The organism is Desulfotignum balticum DSM 7044 (assembly GCF_000421285.1).
GTDB lineage: Bacteria > Desulfobacterota > Desulfobacteria > Desulfobacterales > Desulfobacteraceae > Desulfotignum > Desulfotignum balticum.
The window spans coordinates 3066322-3083430 of the sequence record NZ_ATWO01000001.1; the positions used below are offsets into that span (position 1 = coordinate 3066322).

At 53.3% G+C, this 17109-nt stretch carries 18 protein-coding genes; 4 read left to right on the plus strand and 14 right to left on the minus strand.

Features of this window, described 5'->3' with window-relative positions; all coding sequences use genetic code 11:
* Window positions 1-24: 24 nt before the first annotated feature.
* Complete coding sequence (locus K365_RS0115300) at window positions 25-660, minus strand: TetR/AcrR family transcriptional regulator (RefSeq protein ID WP_024335285.1); 636 nt, start codon at window positions 658-660, stop codon at window positions 25-27.
* 177 nt (window positions 661-837) lie between these two features.
* On the opposite strand from K365_RS0115300, the gene K365_RS0115310 reads away from it, so the two are divergent.
* A complete protein-coding gene (locus K365_RS0115310) occupies window positions 838-1023 on the plus strand; it encodes a hypothetical protein (protein ID WP_006968241.1) in 186 nt (61 codons plus the stop codon).
* Window positions 1013-2080, plus strand: a complete 1068-nt coding sequence (locus K365_RS0115315) for a phosphagen kinase (RefSeq protein WP_029725395.1) — start codon at window positions 1013-1015, stop codon at window positions 2078-2080. Before K365_RS0115310 ends, K365_RS0115315 begins: the two co-directional genes overlap by 11 nt.
* Here the strand turns inward: K365_RS0115315 and K365_RS26685 are convergent.
* The 8 genes from K365_RS26685 to K365_RS0115355 form a co-directional block, all read right to left on the minus strand.
* Window positions 2028-2924, minus strand: coding sequence for a UbiA family prenyltransferase (locus K365_RS26685; RefSeq protein ID WP_024335287.1), 897 nt, complete (start codon window positions 2922-2924; stop codon window positions 2028-2030). The two genes, K365_RS0115315 and K365_RS26685, sit on opposite strands and share 53 nt — an antisense overlap.
* A complete protein-coding gene (coxB, locus tag K365_RS0115325; protein WP_024335288.1) occupies window positions 2918-3529 on the minus strand; it encodes a cytochrome c oxidase subunit II in 612 nt (203 codons plus the stop codon). Before coxB ends, K365_RS26685 begins: the two co-directional genes overlap by 7 nt.
* A 9-nt stretch (window positions 3530-3538) precedes the next feature.
* The gene (locus tag K365_RS0115330; RefSeq protein WP_024335289.1) at window positions 3539-3820 is read right to left on the minus strand and encodes a cytochrome C oxidase subunit IV family protein; all 282 of its coding nucleotides are present in this window, start codon (window positions 3818-3820) and stop codon (window positions 3539-3541) included.
* A gap of 15 nt (window positions 3821-3835) precedes the next feature.
* Window positions 3836-4432, minus strand: a complete 597-nt coding sequence (locus K365_RS0115335; protein WP_024335290.1) for a cytochrome c oxidase subunit 3 family protein — start codon at window positions 4430-4432, stop codon at window positions 3836-3838.
* Complete coding sequence (locus K365_RS0115340) at window positions 4429-6072, minus strand: cytochrome c oxidase subunit I (protein WP_024335291.1); 1644 nt, start codon at window positions 6070-6072, stop codon at window positions 4429-4431. Before K365_RS0115340 ends, K365_RS0115335 begins: the two co-directional genes overlap by 4 nt.
* Window positions 6073-6084: 12 nt before the next feature.
* Window positions 6085-6978 (minus strand): SCO family protein, encoded by an 894-nt coding sequence (locus K365_RS0115345; RefSeq protein WP_245569186.1) that lies wholly within the window; start codon window positions 6976-6978, stop codon window positions 6085-6087.
* 29 nt (window positions 6979-7007) lie between these two features.
* Window positions 7008-7547, minus strand: a complete 540-nt coding sequence (locus tag K365_RS0115350) for a DOMON domain-containing protein (protein ID WP_006968249.1) — start codon at window positions 7545-7547, stop codon at window positions 7008-7010.
* Between the two features lie 69 nt (window positions 7548-7616).
* Window positions 7617-8042, minus strand: coding sequence for a DUF2231 domain-containing protein (locus tag K365_RS0115355; RefSeq protein WP_006968250.1), 426 nt, complete (start codon window positions 8040-8042; stop codon window positions 7617-7619).
* 258 nt (window positions 8043-8300) lie between these two features.
* On the opposite strand from K365_RS0115355, the gene K365_RS29240 reads away from it, so the two are divergent.
* Both K365_RS29240 and K365_RS0115365 read left to right on the plus strand, forming a co-directional pair.
* On the plus strand, window positions 8301-8441 hold the full coding sequence (locus tag K365_RS29240; RefSeq protein WP_337833253.1) for an Rdx family protein: 141 nt from the start codon (window positions 8301-8303) through the stop codon (window positions 8439-8441).
* Window positions 8438-9742, plus strand: coding sequence for a hypothetical protein (locus K365_RS0115365; RefSeq protein ID WP_006968251.1), 1305 nt, complete (start codon window positions 8438-8440; stop codon window positions 9740-9742). Before K365_RS29240 ends, K365_RS0115365 begins: the two co-directional genes overlap by 4 nt.
* 349 nt (window positions 9743-10091) lie before the next feature.
* Here the strand turns inward: K365_RS0115365 and K365_RS0115370 are convergent, their stop codons facing one another.
* The 5 genes from K365_RS0115370 to K365_RS0115390 all read right to left on the minus strand — a co-directional run bounded on the left by K365_RS0115370 (window position 10092) and on the right by K365_RS0115390 (window position 17059).
* Entirely contained in the window at window positions 10092-10412 is a 321-nt protein-coding gene (locus K365_RS0115370) for a YebG family protein (protein ID WP_024335294.1), read from the minus strand.
* Between the two features lie 115 nt (window positions 10413-10527).
* A complete protein-coding gene (locus K365_RS0115375; protein WP_024335295.1) occupies window positions 10528-11460 on the minus strand; it encodes a methylenetetrahydrofolate reductase in 933 nt (310 codons plus the stop codon).
* Window positions 11457-12125 (minus strand): methylenetetrahydrofolate reductase C-terminal domain-containing protein, encoded by a 669-nt coding sequence (locus K365_RS0115380; protein ID WP_006968254.1) that lies wholly within the window; start codon window positions 12123-12125, stop codon window positions 11457-11459. Before K365_RS0115380 ends, K365_RS0115375 begins: the two co-directional genes overlap by 4 nt.
* Before the next feature lie 37 nt (window positions 12126-12162).
* Window positions 12163-12612: a hydrogenase iron-sulfur subunit gene (locus K365_RS0115385; RefSeq protein ID WP_268870648.1), complete on the minus strand. Its 450-nt coding sequence runs from the start codon at window positions 12610-12612 to the stop codon at window positions 12163-12165.
* Window position 12613: 1 nt separating this feature from the next.
* Window positions 12614-17059, minus strand: coding sequence for an FAD-dependent oxidoreductase (locus tag K365_RS0115390; RefSeq protein WP_156887734.1), 4446 nt, complete (start codon window positions 17057-17059; stop codon window positions 12614-12616).
* Window positions 17060-17109: the final 50 nt, after the last annotated feature.

Consider the following 17109-nt stretch of genomic DNA (forward strand, 5'->3'; position numbering starts at 1 on the left):
CCGTCATAAGATGCCCGGCCATGCTCAGGCACTGACACTGTCCTGATGACCCAGCAACTGGTTTGTATACAAAGACGCGGTGATTTTCACCACCTTGATGATATGGTTTCTTGTAGCGGTTTTGTCTGTCACGGGTGAATTGCGGAAAACCATGAGAATCCCGGTGATGGATGCCACAAACGCGTGGGAATAGATACGGGCCTGTTCCTTTGCCACACCGTGGCGACACAGTAATTCAGCAAACAGATCAAAAAATATTTTGGTGACTGAGTCGAATTTTCCCATGACCGGATGGGACAGGTTGTCTTTGAGCATCAGATAAGCCATCATCTGAAACGTGGATTCGTTATTGATGAGATGATCCACAAATTTTATGCCGAACTGCTCGATACTTGCGGGCTTATCCGTTTCAACCATGGTTTTGAACTCTTTGCTGGCAGCGGAGATATCCTGAAGAAAGGCCTCATTGAACAATGCCTGCTGACTGGGAAAATACCGGTAAATGGTAGCCGCGGATATACCGGCCTCGTCCGCCACTTCCCGCATGCCCACTTCATAAAACGGTTTTTTTGCAAACAATGCCAGAGCGGATTCAATGACAATCTGCTTTCTTGCCAGCTTTTCTTTTTCCTTTAATTCCGCAAATCGAGACTCAGCCAATAATGGAGTATCCTTCATTTAAAATGGTTCAAAAAGGTTTTTTTGTGATGTTTCCCTTATCATGTGTTGATCCGTTAGACAAGGCAAAAGACCATTCTAATTTTTTCCTGTTGTATTGACGGTGCCGCGCCATCTCTGGTATAGTGCGTCACTGTGAATGATCAGAGAAAAAATGCCATGAAAACACATACCAACAGAGATCGGTTCGATTTTGAAATCGGATACCTGACCCGCAGCCCCTGCCTGACCTGTGAAAATAAAAAAAATCTGCCCGGATGTCATCAGGATTGCGCGGTTTTGGATATTATCCAGACCACCCTGGCCCGGGGCATCTCTTCCCAGGCCTCCGGTTATGGCAGCTGATTCCGGGGATGGGGCGATTTTTCCTGAACATGCCGTTTCTCTGGCCCATCGTTTTTTAACCCCGTCTCTGTTTGACCGCCTGTCCCGGCTGAAAACCGGCACCGGCTTCACCCTGGAACAGGCGATCCGGTCCGGCCGGGAAAATCCGGATTCCCATATCGGCATCTATGCCGGCGATGCACAAACCTATGCCCTGTTCAAGGAAATTTTCGATCCGGTGATCCGGACATATCATCAAATCACCGGTCCCATCTGCCATGTGTCACGCCTGGATCTTCTGGATCTGCCGGACCTGGATCCCCACAACCGGTTGATTGTTTCCACCCGGATCCGGGTGGCCCGAAACCTGTCCGGCCACGCGTTTCCCCCCAGCATCACCCCTCAAAACCGGCAGATCGTGGTCCGGCAGATAAAGCAGACCCTGGATGCCTTACCTGAACCGCTCCAGGGACACTTTCACGCCATGGATGCATTGACCCTGGATCAGATCCGCAACCGGGCGCTTACAGGCACGGCATTTTTACCCGGTGACCGGTTTCAGGCATCCGCCGGCATCATCCGGGACTTTCCTGCATCCCGGGGAGTGTTCATGAGCCATGACAGGACCTTTCGTGTCTGGGTCAATGAAGAAGATCATCTGCGCATTATCTGTCTTGAAAAAACCGGGAATCTGTCAAAGGTTTTCAACCGGATGGTGTCTGCGTTGGCACACATCAGCGACACACTTGAATTGGCATCTGATCCCAGGCTGGGATATCTGACCGCCTGCCCCACCAATATCGGGACCGCCATGCGGGCCGGCATGCATATCCGGCTGCCCAATCTGGAAAACCACCCGGACCGGCTCAAAAGACTGGCATCCACCCATGGATTGCAGATCCGGGGAACCCGGGGGGAAAAAACCGCTGTAACAGAATCCGTGTTTGATATCAGCAACCGCTTCCGGCTGGGAACAGGCGAAACCCAACTCATTCAGACCCTGCACACCGGTATTGCCGCCATCATTAAAGCGGAAACACAGTTGGCAAAATCCGGTCCAGAATCCCCAGAACCATGAAAATCAGCATGGACAGATTAAGGGTGGTGAATCCGCCGGCTCCGGCGTAAGCCGGAAATCTTGTGAAAAACAAACCCATCACTCCGGGCAGGACCAAAGCCATCCCGGCCAGGCTTGCTGAAAACCCCGGCAACACAATCCCGCCGTTGAGAAGAAACCAGAAAATCCCCAGGCTGTAAACACAGACCCACACCAGAATCTGAAGAAAAAGTTCTGTTTTCGTCCACAGGCGGATAAAGCTGGGAAACCGGTCCGCACCCGGATCACAAACCGGCTGGGCCGCGGCCAGTACCAAAAAATGGGGCACCTGCCAGATGCCCATCACCAGCATCACCCCGAACAGCTGGATCCCCGTTCCATGGCACAGGGCCTGGGGTACCGCTGTCCACCCGATGGCCGGAGGCAGCATACCGCAGATCACACCGGGCCACACGGCAAACAGAGTTTTTTTCTTCAGCGGGGTGTACAGGCCGTTGTAGCAGGCCAGGGCCAGAACCCCCAGAATCCATGGCAGATGTGTATCCAGCCCCCCGGCAAGAAGCGCCAGACCGGAAAAAACCAGGCCTGATGCCACCCATCCCGCCGTCTGCAAACCTACCCGATTCTGTACCAGGCACCGGTGCCGGGTTCTGGCAAACCAGCGGTCATACCGCCGGTCCTGAATATGATTGAACACGGCAGCTCCGGCAGCCAGCAGCCACACACCGGCCCCGGTCACCAGGGTATCGATCCCTGGGGCCGGGGCCGCCAGGATATGCCCGAACATGGCGGACAAAGCGATAAATCCGGTGAGCCGGAACTTGGTCAGCTCGATTGCCGCACGGATACCGCCTGTTTCTACCATCCGTCATCCTCTTCCACCCATTCATCAAACGCGTCTTCAGACACCACCCGGACCACGCCGGTCATGTCCGCATGCCCTACCCCGCAGAACTCCGTGCATTGAAGAAAATATTCCCCAATGGTTTCCGGCAGAAACCAGGCATAGGTGCTCAGGCCCTTCACCGCATCCACTTTGACCCGGAACGCCGGAATATACAGACTGTGAATCACATCCATGGAAGTGATGTTGAGTTTCACGGGCGTATTCACGGGCACCCGGAGTTCGTTTTCCGTTTCCTTGCCCGTGGGATAGATGAATATCCAGGAAAAAGACTGGGCAATGACATCCACCTCCAAAGCCCCTTCAGGCACATTGCGCAGCCCGGTATAGGCCTGCCACCCGGACACGAACATGGCCAAAGCGATGAGGGTGGGAATGAATATCCAGGCGGTTTCCAGCTTCCAGTTTCCCCGGATATCCGCAGGCACCGGGTGCCGGGATCGACGGTACCGGATCACAAAATAGATCATCACCAGAGTGATGGCAAACAGAAACACAAAAGAAAATCCAATGATAAAATAAAAGGACCGGTCCACCAGGACCACGGGATTGATGATATCAGTCATGGGGTCTCCTCACCTGAATGCCACGTCCCAGAAAATAAACCCGATCATGACGGCCAGAAACAGCACCGTGGCCAGAAACGACCATTGCAGTGTCCGGCCTTCCCAGCGCATGTGCATAAACACCAGCAGCACAAACCCGGCCTTGACCGATGCGATCATCAGAGCGATCCAGACATTGACCCGGCCCAGGTCGATGGATGCGGCCCCCACGGTCACGCCGGTCAGCACCAGCAGGGCCGCCAGGGTCAGCCCCAGGGTTTTGTATTCAATAATATGGGATTCAGATGCCATAGAGGACTCCTTGTATCAGACCACCAGGTAAAACAAAGGAAAAATAAAAATCCAGATCAGGTCCACCAGGTGCCAGTACAGGCCTGAATTCTCCAGCATGGCATTGCTTTGGGCCGTGATCTTTTGCCGGGTGACCAGCACCAGACTGACGGCCAGCAATGTCATGCCGATGATGATGTGAAGCCCGTGAAGCCCGGTGACCACGAAATACAGGCCAAAAAACAGATTTTGGCCGGCCGGGCCGTCCACCAGCCGGTCCGATCCCGGATAAATGCCGTACGCAAATTTGTGCCCCCATTCAATATACTTGTTCACCAGAAATATCGCCCCGCAGGCCAGGGCCCCCCACAGGCCGGCCAGAGCGATTCGGTTGTGGGCCTTTTGCACCGCTGTGACGCCGGCGGCCACACAAAAACTGGAAATCAGGAGGATAATGGTGTTCACCACCCCGAAAAACAGGTCCAGCTCTTTGGCGCCGGCAATGAAATCTTCGGTGTATCCGGCAAAATACACGGCATACAGAACAAACAGACCGCCGAACAGGACAATCTCCGTATACAGAAACAGCCACATGCCCAGTTTTTTACCGGTGGGGTCTGTCTGAGCCGTCATTTGTCCGTCTCCGGATCCATGGACCCGGCACCGGGTCCGGCGGCCGCCACCTTTGTAAAATCGTAAGGATAATCCATCACTTCCGGGTCTTTGTCAAAATTGTGCAAAGGCGGGGGCGAGGGAATGGTCCACTCCAGAGTGACCCCGCCCCAGGGATCATCCGCAGCAGCGGTACGCTCTCTTGCCAGAGAGCCCAACAAATTCACCATCATCAGGCCGATGCCGGCAATCATGCACAACGCCCCGAATCCCGCAAAAAAATTGCCGGCCGCATACTGGGGGAGATAGTCATAATAGCGCCGGGGCATGCCCTGAAGTCCCAACACAAACATGGGCACATAATGAAGCATGAACCCGGCCGTGACCAGAATGGCGGCGATATAGGCTTTTTTGAAATCATACATCTTTCCGAACATTTTGGGCCACCAGTAGTGCAGGGCTGCAAAAAAGGCAAACCCCGTGCCCCCGAACATGGTGAAATGGAAATGGGCCACCACAAAATGGGTGTCATGCACATGGATATTGGCCCCGGCCGCCCCCAGCACCAGCCCGGTGAGCCCGCCCACGGAAAACAAATAAACAAAGCACAGGGAAAACAATAGCGGCGGGGTCATCTCGATGGCCCCTTTGTACAGGGTGGCCACCCAGGAGAACACCTTGATGGCCGAAGGGATGGCCACCACATAGGTGAGCAGGGAAAACACGAACACGGCCGTGTCGCTCATGCCGCTGGTGTACATGTGATGGGCCCACACCAGAGATCCGGCAATGGCAATGGCCAGAGACGAGGCCACAATGGCCTTGTATCCGAAGATCGACTTTCTGGCAGATACCGGAATGATCTCTGAAATCACGCCCATACCCGGCAGGATCATGATATACACAGCCGGATGGGAATACATCCAGAACAGATGCTGGTAAAGGATGGGGTCACCGCCCCGGGCCGGGTCAAACAGCCCCACATTGAAAAACCGTTCCACCACCACCAGCACCAGGGTAATGGTGATCACCGGGGTGGCCAGCAGCTGGACCCAGGCTGTGGCGTACAGGCTCCAGGTGAACAAAGGCAGCTGAAGCCATCCCATGTTTTTTGCCCGCATCTTGTGAATGGTGGTGATAAAGTTGAGCCCGGTGAGCATGGAGGAAAATCCCAGAATGAATGCGGCAAACACGGCCGTGGACACATTGGTGTTGGTGGAAATGGAAAACGGTACGTAAAAGGTCCATCCGGTGTCGGGAAATCCGTCGGAAAACAGCGACACAATGGCCACGATGCCGCCGGCCATGTACAGATACCAGGACAGCAGATTGAGTCTGGGAAAATACACATCTTCGGCCCCGATGTGGATGGGCAGAAAAAAATTGCCGAAAATGGCCGGCAACGCCGGAATAATGAACAAAAAAATCATGATCACGCCGTGCAGCGTGAACACGGAATTATACATTTGGGCGTCCAGAACGGTTTTTCCCGGAAACATCAGTTCCAGGCGGATCAAGCCGCCCAGGGTCACGGCCAGCAAAAACCAGAACAGGATGGAAAACAAATACAAAAGGGCAATGCGTTTGTGATCAAAGGTGATCAGCCAGGACCGGATCCCGGTAAATCCTGCCGGCTCAGGAGTTTGGTAAAATGATGTCATGCCTGAATCTCCTTAACCCCCCGGCCGTCTGTGCCCGGTTTTCTTTCCCGGCCGAACCAGAAACACCACAAATCCGGCCAGCAGAATCAGAATCACCGTTCCCGTGATTCTGAACAGCCGGAACACATAGGTGTTGTTTTCCGAATCATAATCAAAGCAGAAAGAAAGTACCCGCCGCTTGATGGACACCCCGGGTTCCCCTTTTCGGGCCTCGGTCAATGCCATGCCCAGGTCAAACGGCAGAAATCCGGGGCCATACAGATAGCGGATTATTTTTCCATCCCCTGCCAGCACCACCATGGCGTTGGGATGGATGTATTCATGGGGCTTTTTCTTGACAAAATAATATCCCAGAGAATCGGTTACCCGCCGGATATTTTCCTCATCCCCGGTGAGATAGAACCAGTTTTCCAGAGGAAAATCGCGCTGGAGCAGGTTGGCATAATTGTTTTTGGCGGCCAGGGCATGGGAAGGGTCTTCATCATCTGAAAAACTCAAGGTAATGATATTGAACGCTTCCCCGGGCGGCTGGTCCACCCGGTTCAATGCCTTTGCCAGATCCGCCTGGAGAAACGTACACACCGACGGGCAGAAAAACCAGATGGGCAACAGCACCACAGGCTTGTCAAATATTTCCCGGATGGTGACTGACCGACCCTGGGCATCCAGAAACCGCGCCTCCAGGTCGATATACTGGCCCAGTCGTTCCTCGACTTTCACCTGACCTGCCAGCGCGTTTATGTCCGTCCCCTCATCCATGACCATGGCATCATGGTCATGATGGGGATCTGCCGGATTCACCCGTGTATTCCCGGCAGGATCATGAGGGGCATGATCCAGTCCGCCATCCTGTGCAAACCCGGGCACCGCAATGGTCAGCATCAGGCAGGTGACCCACCCTGCCATGGCCGGACCCGCAACTTTTCTGCAAAACATCATTTGATTTTGACAGCCTCACCCGTGGCAAAATCAATATCATATACCGTCCGAAACTGATGTCCGGCGATAAAGGAGTCCCTGCCCGTACCAAAGGCGATCATGACCCTTGTCTTGCCGTCTGTGCGTATGGGCTTGTCCCATTGTTCCAATGCGTTCACCAAACGGGTGAAAGAGAGGGTGGTCACCCCATTTTCCTCTTTTCCCGCCGGATCAATCACCTGATTGGTTCCCCCCAGTTTATCATCTGAAGAATGACCCCGTTTTCTGTCCGCAAAATGGTCTTCGATTCTCACCTTGCCGTTTTTAACGGCCCCGATAATAATATCGCCACCGCCCATGGCATCTTCCGGATCGATACCAATGGCAACCCAGCCCGTGGTTTTGGCACTCAATTCCATCTGGATCTGGTCACTGTCCAGTGTCCAGGACACGGTCATGTCTTTGACTTCCAGTTTGTGGGCATAGTCTGAAGCAAACAGGCTGCCCGGCAGAAAAACAGCTGCGGCCAGCATCAACAATCCGATTTTTTTCATCATTTTGACACCTTTTGCCTTTTTGTTATCATTGATCCTTATGAATGACTTAAATTTATAAAATTTCCGGCATTATCCATATTGGAGTTCGCCGCCGGAAAATCCCAGTCCGATGGCCACTAACGCCATGAGCACATACCATCCGGTGAGCCGGTTAAATCCGCGGTTTTCAGGATCATCCTTGATGGCGGTCACCAGCAGCAGCACGGTGAGAACAGCTGCCAGAAACATTTTCAGGACGATCAGAAACTCCCATTCGCCCCCGAACCGGTGCTGCCAGTCCAGGTAGCCGGTGAATATGGTGGGGATAACCCCCACAAGTGCCAGAATCACACAATGGTATCCGGTTTTTGCCAGCATTTTCATTCGGGGCAGAAAAGATACCAGCCGAAAGACCACTGCGCCGAGCACCATGCCCATGGGAATATGAGTCAACGCCGGATGAAGCGGATGGGTAAAACCGATACTGTTCAGGAAACCAAAAATAACATCTGTCATGGAATCACCTTTTCAAATTATTCATTATGAATTGACTGAAACGATTTCACAGTCATTGCAATAAAAATAATTTACCTTTACTATAATCTTAGCGATATCACAACCAATTCCTGATGTTTTACCATGGTGAAACCTGGAAAAAACCCATCCAAATCCAAAAGGAAGGTATGTATGGAAATCAAAATCACCTATTGTTCCGTTTGAAACTACGAACCACGGGCTGCCGGTCTGGCGGACCTCATTGAAAAAGAACTGCACATCACTCCGAAACTGGTTGCCGGCAGTAACGGCATTTATGAGATCACGGCCGGTCAAACCACTGTTTTTTCCAAACGCAAGGCCAAACGATTTCCTGACAACCAGGAAGTGATCGATCATTTGCGGCAACTTCTGCCATGAGAATCGTTTTCACGGTCATTTTGATCACCAGCCTGGTGCTGGTGATCCTGATTCCGGCAGGTCTGGTCATCATGGTCTTTGATCTGCACCCCCATATCCGGATTTCAGGGCCTGTGGCCGGGGCGGATATCCAGCGGGCCAGACAGATACTGGCCCCACTGAAATCCAGCCAAGAAAAATCCATGGCGTTGACATCTCTGACGATTTCGGAAAATGATCTGAACCTGCTGCTCACATATGGATTGACTCAGTTTGCCGATGTAGAAAAAATGGCATTTCAGGCCCACCTGTTTCCGGAAACCGCTGTGGTGTATGCCTCGATTCAGGTGTCGGACATTTTTCCAATCAAATGGATCAACCTGGCGGCGGCCGTGCATTTGCAACCCGGCAAACTAAAAATTCAGCAGCTGCGGGTCGGCCGTATCCAGGTCCCGGACCCCATTGTTCAATGGATGGCAGATCAAATCCATGCAAAGGGGATGGACACCCCCCGATATGCCCACGCCATATCTGTGGCCCGGCAGATACAGACCCTGGACATTGATAAGGACCGGCTAACCCTGGAATTCCAGTGGAATCCGCTGATACTGGCAACCCTGACAGGTGAGGCAAAAAAGCAGCTGTTCTCTTCAGAACATCAGAAACGCCTGATTGAATACCACAATTATCTGGTCAAACTGTCTTCATCCTTCAGGCAAAAGAAACAATCTTTAAGTGCCGTTATGAAACCGTTGTTCCGGCGGGCCGTGGAAAATACGGCCCTGTCTCAGGACCCGGTCTCTGAAAACACGGCTGTTCTCCAGGTGATGGCGGCTTATGTCATGAATCAGGATCTGGGCGGGTTTCTGTCTCCGGATATCCGGCATACAGTTTCATCATCCCGGCCCGATGTCGTCTTTGTGCTGTATGGCCGGGAGGATCTGGCCCAGCATTTTCTCTCCTCTGCCGCCATCACGGTACTGGCTTCCGGCAAACTGGCCCGGTCCATGGGAATGGCCAAAGAAATGGAGGATGCACAGACGAAATCCGGATACAGTTTTGTGGATATCAGTGCCAACGAAGCCGGGATCCGGCTGGCTGAATTTGCCGTTTCAGGGCCTGTCAATGCCCGGCTGATGCAGCAGCGGGCAGCGGAACTATCCCGGGAGAATCAATTCATGCCCGATATCAAACATCTACCTGAAAACATGACTGCCGAAGCGTTCCAGAATCAGTTCAACTCCCCCCATTCCGCTGCCTTTGCCCGAATCATGCATCAAATCGAATCCAGCATCGATGCCTGTCACATCCACCAAAACTGAAAAAGGCTGCCCTTTGGGGGCAGCCTTTTCAGAAAAGGAAAAAAAGATGAAAAAACTAATTGGCGATTAGTTGTAAATGAGTAATGCAATGCACATGCCAACCAGAATATTTTTTTGCAGATATAATAAAATTGCCGCCATCTTCCCTTTTTACAGTGCGTTTCAATGGGCCGGAATCATGGCTGGGTCCATTTTGATCCATACCTGCCAAAAAACAGGGCCCCCGCCTGTTCACAATTTTGAACTTTTCAATGCAACCCACCCGCTGATTCATGAAATAAAAAATTATAACCTTTTGAAATCAAAGAACATTACAACCCAAAACCCTGAAATTCATAAATTTGAACCGCTATTTTTTGGCTGTTTTCGGTTTCGGGGCCGGGGCCGCATCTCCGGATTTTTCCGCTGGTTTTTTCGGTTTGGCCGATGCCTGTTTTTTGGGGTTGATTCCCCTCAGGATCGGCATCACCACATCCTTTTTCTCAGCCAGGAGCAAAGAAATTTTTTCCATCTGATCTTCAGGCAGCTTCAGTTCTGATTTATCGAGGAATTCAAACAAATTGTCGGCAATATCAAGCATTTTATCATAAGCGTCTGCTTCCTTTTTTGTCGCAAATGTCATTTTTTCCTCTCCGTTCCTGACCACAATGTATTTGACAACGACTGCCATACCCTCTCCTTATATCGAAAATAACGTATCCACAGTGACAAGCAATAAAACCAGGGCCCGGAATCCCATCCACCGGCCCTGGCTTTTCATTGTATCTGAAAAGGTCCGTATTTGTCTATACTTCAGGCCTTGGATAAAGCCCGCTTTTTTCAACTATTTCCGGCACTTTTTCTTCCCATTCAATGGCCATGATGTGAAACCCCGCGATTCCGGGCACTTCCTTGAGTTCCTGGATATGCTCCACGCAGATCTGGATGCCTTCCTGGGCCTGGTGCTTTTTTTCCACGCCCGCCAGCCGCTGGATAATTTCATCGGGCACATCCATGCCCGGCACCTTGTTTTTCATGTACTTGGCCATACCCACGGACTTCATGGGCGTCATGCCGGCCATGATAAAAACCTTTTCCGTCAATCCCCGGTCAGAAGCCCTGCGCATCCACTCCTTGAATTTATCGACATTGTAGATGCACTGGGTCTGGATGAATTCCGCCCCACAGGCAATTTTCTTGGCCAGCCTGGGCACCCGGATCTCAAACGGATCGGCAAACGGATTGGCCGCCGCTCCCACAAAAAGTCTGGGCGGCCGCTTGATATCGTCTCCGCCCAGAAACTTGCCTTCATCCCGCATATACCGGACGGTCTGCACCAGCTGCATGGAATCTAAGTCATGCACATTCTGGCCCTGGGCACAGTCCCCAAAACTCTGATGATCGCCGGACAGACACAGCATGTTGGAAATATCAAACGAGGCGGCCCCCAGAATATCGCTTTGCAGGGCCACCCGGTTTCTGTCTCTTGTCACCATCTGCAGCACCGGTTCAATGCCCAGCAGTTTTAAATGAACACAGGCGGCCAGAGAGGACATCCTTGTCATGGCGGTCTGGTTGTCCGTGACATTCACCGCATCCACATAATCTTTGATCAGCATCCCTTTTTTCTTGATCTCTTCCGGATCACTGCCCCGGGGCGGCCCGCATTCGGATGTCACACCCAGGTGTCCGACCTTTAACACGCGCTCCAGTCTGCTGTCGCTCACATATTCGCTCATATCTTCACATCCTCCCTGGTTACGGTTCTGGGTCCGCCGGCCCGGTCAGTGGACCAGTCTTTCACAGGGGCGACTATTTCGTAATCATCCATCTTCCCCAGGGCTTTGAGCCGGTCGATGATCAGCTGCCAGGCACAGTCCGTGTCCTTGGAAATTTCACACTTGCCGTTGGTGGAACCGCCGCAGGGCCCGTTGAGCACCCGTTTGGCACACCGGGACACCGGGCAGATGCCGCCGGTGCGGGCCAGCACACACGACCCGCAGGCCTGGCACCGTTCCGTCCACAGGCCCCGGTCCTCATTGGCGCCTAAGCAGACCGTGTTGACACCCGGCAACACCGGTGTGGTCATATATTTTTCCGCAGCAAACTGAACCCCCACGCCGCAGGCCAGAGATATGACGGCATCATACTGGTCGATCACATCCCGGATCTCCTCTAAATATTCATGATCGCACTGACGCTCCAGGGTTCGCTCATCAATGGTTTTTTCCCGATCCTGGGCCATGAAATTCATTCGAAGGACCGATGCCAGGACCTCCACCTCTTTTTTACCCCCGGCCTCACAGACCGTGACGCATTCATTGCATCCCAGCACCAGAATGCGGTCATAGGCCTCAACTTCCCGGATAATCTCTTCAATGGGTTTTTTCTCTGCTATTATCATGCTCACCTCTTGCTTAGGCGGTTAAAATAGTTCTTTTTCAGGCAGCATCGGCCTTTTGGGTCTTGCGTTGTTTTGCCAGTCTAATGGGGCTGGGCCCCATTTCCTTGACACGATTGACCATTTCCGTGGAATACTGGGCAAACAAAGGGCCTTCACCGGAAGACAGGTTGTACATCCTCACCCGGTCTTTGCCGACTCCGATTTTTTCCAGAACTTTGGCAGCCTGTTCCACCCGTTTTCTCGCTCTGAAATTGCCCTCGTTGAAATGACAGTCCCCCTCCATGCATCCCACCACATACACCCCGTCGGCCCCTTTTTCAAAGGCACGCAGAATGTGGATGATATCAACCTTTCCGGTACAGGGGACCCGGATAATTCTGAAATTTGTCGGTATTTTCAGCCTCATGGAACCTGCCAGGTCCGCAGCGGAATACCCTCAGTAGTTACAGCAGAACGCCAGAATGACCGGTTCAAATTCTTTTGTCATATCATACCTCCTCCAGCAGGGATTCCACCTTGCTGAGCAATGAGTCATCTTCGTACCAGTTGAGCTTGATGGCCTTGGCCGGGCATTCCGAGGCGCAGACCCCGCAACCCTGGCACAGGGCCGGGTCGATGTACGAAACCCCGTTTTCATCCATTACCGGCACATGATAGGGACAGGATCGGACACAGACCAGGCAGGAAGCGCATCGATCCTGATCCACTTCCGCCACCACCGCAGACAGGGTCAGAAACTCCTGGGACAGATAGGTAGCGGCCCGGGATGCGGCAGCCATGGCCTGGGCCACGGTTTCCGTGATCAGCTTGGGCCCGTGGGCCGTACCGCAGATGAACACCCCTTCCGTGCCCCCGTCCACCGGCCGGAGCTTGACATGAGCTTCCATGAAAAACCCTTCCGCGTTGCGCTGGGCCTTGATAATATGGGACAGCTCCTTGGTATCTGTGGCTGTCACCCCGGCGGACAATGCCACCACATCGGCGTCCGCCTCAATATACTGTCCCAGCACATGATCCATGAACGTGACGGTGAGCCCGCCGTCGGCCGATTTTTCCACCCGGGGCGGATCCTCTTTGCTGAACCGGGAAAAGATCACGCCCATGTTCCGGGCTTTGGTGTAATACGCCTCCATCATGGAATAGGTTCTCATATCTCGGTACAGAATAAACACATCCGTGTCCGGGCTTTGTTCCTTGATGGCAATGGCGTTTTTCACGGCATTCTGGCAGCAGATCCGGGAACAGTTGGGATTGGTCTCGTTCCGGGACCCCACACACTGGATCATGATCACCCGGTCCGGATTGCCGAATGTGTTGTCTGCCAGCCGGTCCGCCAGTTCCAGCTGGGTCACCACGGCATCGCTGTCATTGTACAGATATTCCGTGGGCTGATACTCGCCACCGCCTGTGGCCACGATCATCACGCCATGATCGATCTTTTTCTGCTTCATGTCCGGCCCCACCAGCACTTCGGTCTTGAAATTGCCTTTGTACCCGCCGAATTCCACCACCAGGGCCTGCTTGAGCACATCGATATGCGCATGGGTTTCCACGGCATCCGCCAGTTCCTTGACAAACGCCTGGATATCATCCCCCTCGATGGTATGGTGCAATCGCCGTCCCAAACCGCCCAGGGTGTCTTCCTTTTCCAGGAGCGTGACATGGAACCCCTGGTCTGCCAGAGCTTTGGCCGAAGTCATCCCGGCGATACCGCCGCCGACGACCAATGCCTTGTCAATGATGGAGATCTTTTTGTCATGCAAAGGTCCCAGGATACTGACCCGGGCCACCGCCATGCGGATCAGGTCTTTGGCCTTGGCCGTGGCCTTTTCCGGTTCATGATAATGCATCCAGGAATCCTGGTTCCGGATATTGGCCATTTCAAACAGGTACTTGTTCAAACCGGCTTCCTCCAGGGTGTCCATGAAGATCCCCTCATGGGTCTTGGGGGTACACGAGGCCACCACCACCCGGTTGAGCTGGTATTCGTCAATGATCTCTTTGATGGACACCTGGGTATCCTGGGAACAGGTGAACAGATTTTCACCGGTATACACCACATTGGGCAGATTCCCCGCATATGCCGCCACATCATCCACATCAATGACTCCGGCAATGTTGATCCCGCATTTACACACAAACACCCCCACCCGGGGGTCTTCACCCAGCACATCCCGTTCCGTTGGCAATGTCACGGTTTTCGTCAATGAATGACGGGCCGGGGCCAGATGCCGGCCGGCGGCACAGGCCGCGCCTGAGGCTTCGGTCACGGAAGAAGCGATATCTTTGGGTCCCTGAAACGTGCCGGACACATACACACCCGGCCGGCTGGTCTCCAGGGGATTAAAGGTCGACGTTTCCACGAAATTGTACGGATTGAGCGCCACGCCGATGCGGTTTGCCAGATCCACACTGTGTTTGGGGATGACCAGCCCCACGGACAGGATCACCATGTCAAATACTTCCTCATGGATCTTTCCCTGTTCATCCGCGTATTTCAGAATCAGGTTGTCGGTTCCCGGCTCTTCGATCACGGAATGGATCCGGGATTTCACAAACCGCACCCCGTCCTGTTCCAATGCTCTGAGATAATATTTTTCATAATCTTTGCCGAATGTCCGCACATCCATATTGAATATCACGGTATCCAGCTCTTTTTCCGAATGCTCCTTGGCGATCATGGCATCTTTGATGGCATACATGCAGCACACCGACGAACAATACCCGTTGCCGCACCGGTTGGTGTCCCGGGAACCGATACACTGAAGCCAGGCGATCTTTTCCGGTTCTTTGCCGTCGGAAGGCCGCACCAGATGCCCCATGGTGGGGCCGCCCGCAGACAGAATCCGCTCAAATTCCAGAGAGGTCATGACATTTTGGGATCGTTTGTACATATAGGTGTCATCCAAGTCTGCGGGATCAAACGTGTCCGCGCCCGTGGTCATGATCACCGACCCCACTTGGACATCCCTGACTTTTGGCACCTGATCGTGCTCCACGGCCCCGGCCAGACAGACCTCCACACACTGGTAACATTCGGAACAGATGCCGCAGGACAGGCACCGGGCCGCTTCCTGATCAATGAGTTCCCTGGCAAGCGCCTGGGTGACTTCTTTAAAATTGCCTTCCCGCCGGGCCGGCGGCAGTTTTTCCGGCTGCATCCTCGCAATATTCGGCACATCCGTGATTTCCGGTTTGTCATATTCCCAGGATTTTTCCCGGCCTTCGGCCAGGTCCAACCCATTGATGAACCGGTGAATACTTTCCGCCGCAGTCTTACCCGAAGCCACGGCATCCACCACGGACTTGGGGCCGTAAAATGCATCCCCTCCGGCAAACACCCAGTCAACAGGGGTCTGCAACGTAACCGGGTCCGCTTCATACCCGCCGGGCCGGGTCAGTGAGATGCCCTGATCTTTGGCAAACCCGGTTTCCCCCATCTGTCCGATGGCCACAATCACATTGTCCACTTCATATGAGGTGAGTTGACAGTCATCGTACTGAGGATTGAACCGCCCGTTTTCGTCAAATACCGAGGTACATTCCTGAAAAGCGACTTCCGTCACCTGCCCGTCGTCATTGCCGTAGAACCGCATCGGTCCTTTGCTGTTCACGATATTGACTTTTTCTTCAATGGCTTCTTCAATCTCGTAATCCCAGGCCGGCATTTCATCGCGTTTTTCCAGACACACCATGGTAACATCGTCCGCTCCCAGGCGCCGGGCCGTCAACGCCACGTCCACGGCCACGTTGCCGCCGCCGATCACAATGGTTTTTCCGGTCAGTTTCTCCGCCTTGCCCAATGCGGCATCCTGCAGAAATGTCGTGCCCTTGAGAATGCCTTTCAGATCTTCGCCCTTCACGCCCAAAGCCCGGGACCCATGCAGGCCCGTGGCCATGAAAACGGCTGAAAAACCGTCTTTTTTCAGGCTGTCCAGGGTGATGTCTTTTCCGAATTCCACGCCGGTCTTGATCGTCACCCCTAAGGCTTCGATCACGGCGATCTCTTTTTCCAGTTGTGCCTTGGGCAGCCGGTATTCCGGAATCCCCACGGCCATCATACCGCCTTTTACCGGCAGTTTTTCGTACACCGTGACGGCATACCCTTTCTGGGCCAGGTAATACGCCGCCGTCAGGCCGGCCGGGCCGGAACCGATAATGGCGATTTTTTCTTCGCGTTTTTCACCGACTTCAGGGACCCAGGGTGATGCTTCTTCAAAATCCAGATCCGCCAGAAACCGGTGCAGGTACTGGATGGCCAGGGGCTGATCCGCATCGCCTCTGGTACACACGGATTCGCAGGGATGGTGACAGACCCGGCCGCAGGATCCGGGAAACGGGTGTTCCTGTTTAAACAGCTTCAGCGCTTCCGCATATTTACCCTGCTGCATCAGGGCGATAAATCCCTGAATGGACACATGGGCCGGACAGGTCGCTTTACACGGAGCCACCGACCGCTTGGAAATGCCGTACGCCCCGGGAATGGCTTGTTCATATTGTTTAAAAATGGCTTTACGATTGTTCAGGCCCTGGTTATGTTCACTGGACACATCGACAGGACAGACTTTGGTACATTCGCCGCAGGATGTGCATTTGGAAATATCTACAAATCGCGGATTTTCCCTGATTCTGGCCGTGAAATTCCCCTGTTCTCCTTCCAGTTCAAGCAATTCGGTATTCGTCAATAGTTCAATGTTCAGATGCCGGCCGACCTCGACCAGTTTGGGTGAAATCACTCACATCGTACAGTCGTTGGTTGGAAACGTCTTGTCCAACTGAGCCATCATCCCCCCGATGGCATAGGATTTTTCAACCAGATAGACATAATAGCCGGAATTGGCCAGATCAATGGCGGACTGCATACCCGCAATCCCGCCACCCAGAACCATGACAGAGCCGACAAGGTCACTGCTCGGTGTCACCTTTTGCGTCATCACAAACCTCCTACCTTAAGATTTCGCCTCAGTTGTGCATGTATCTTTCC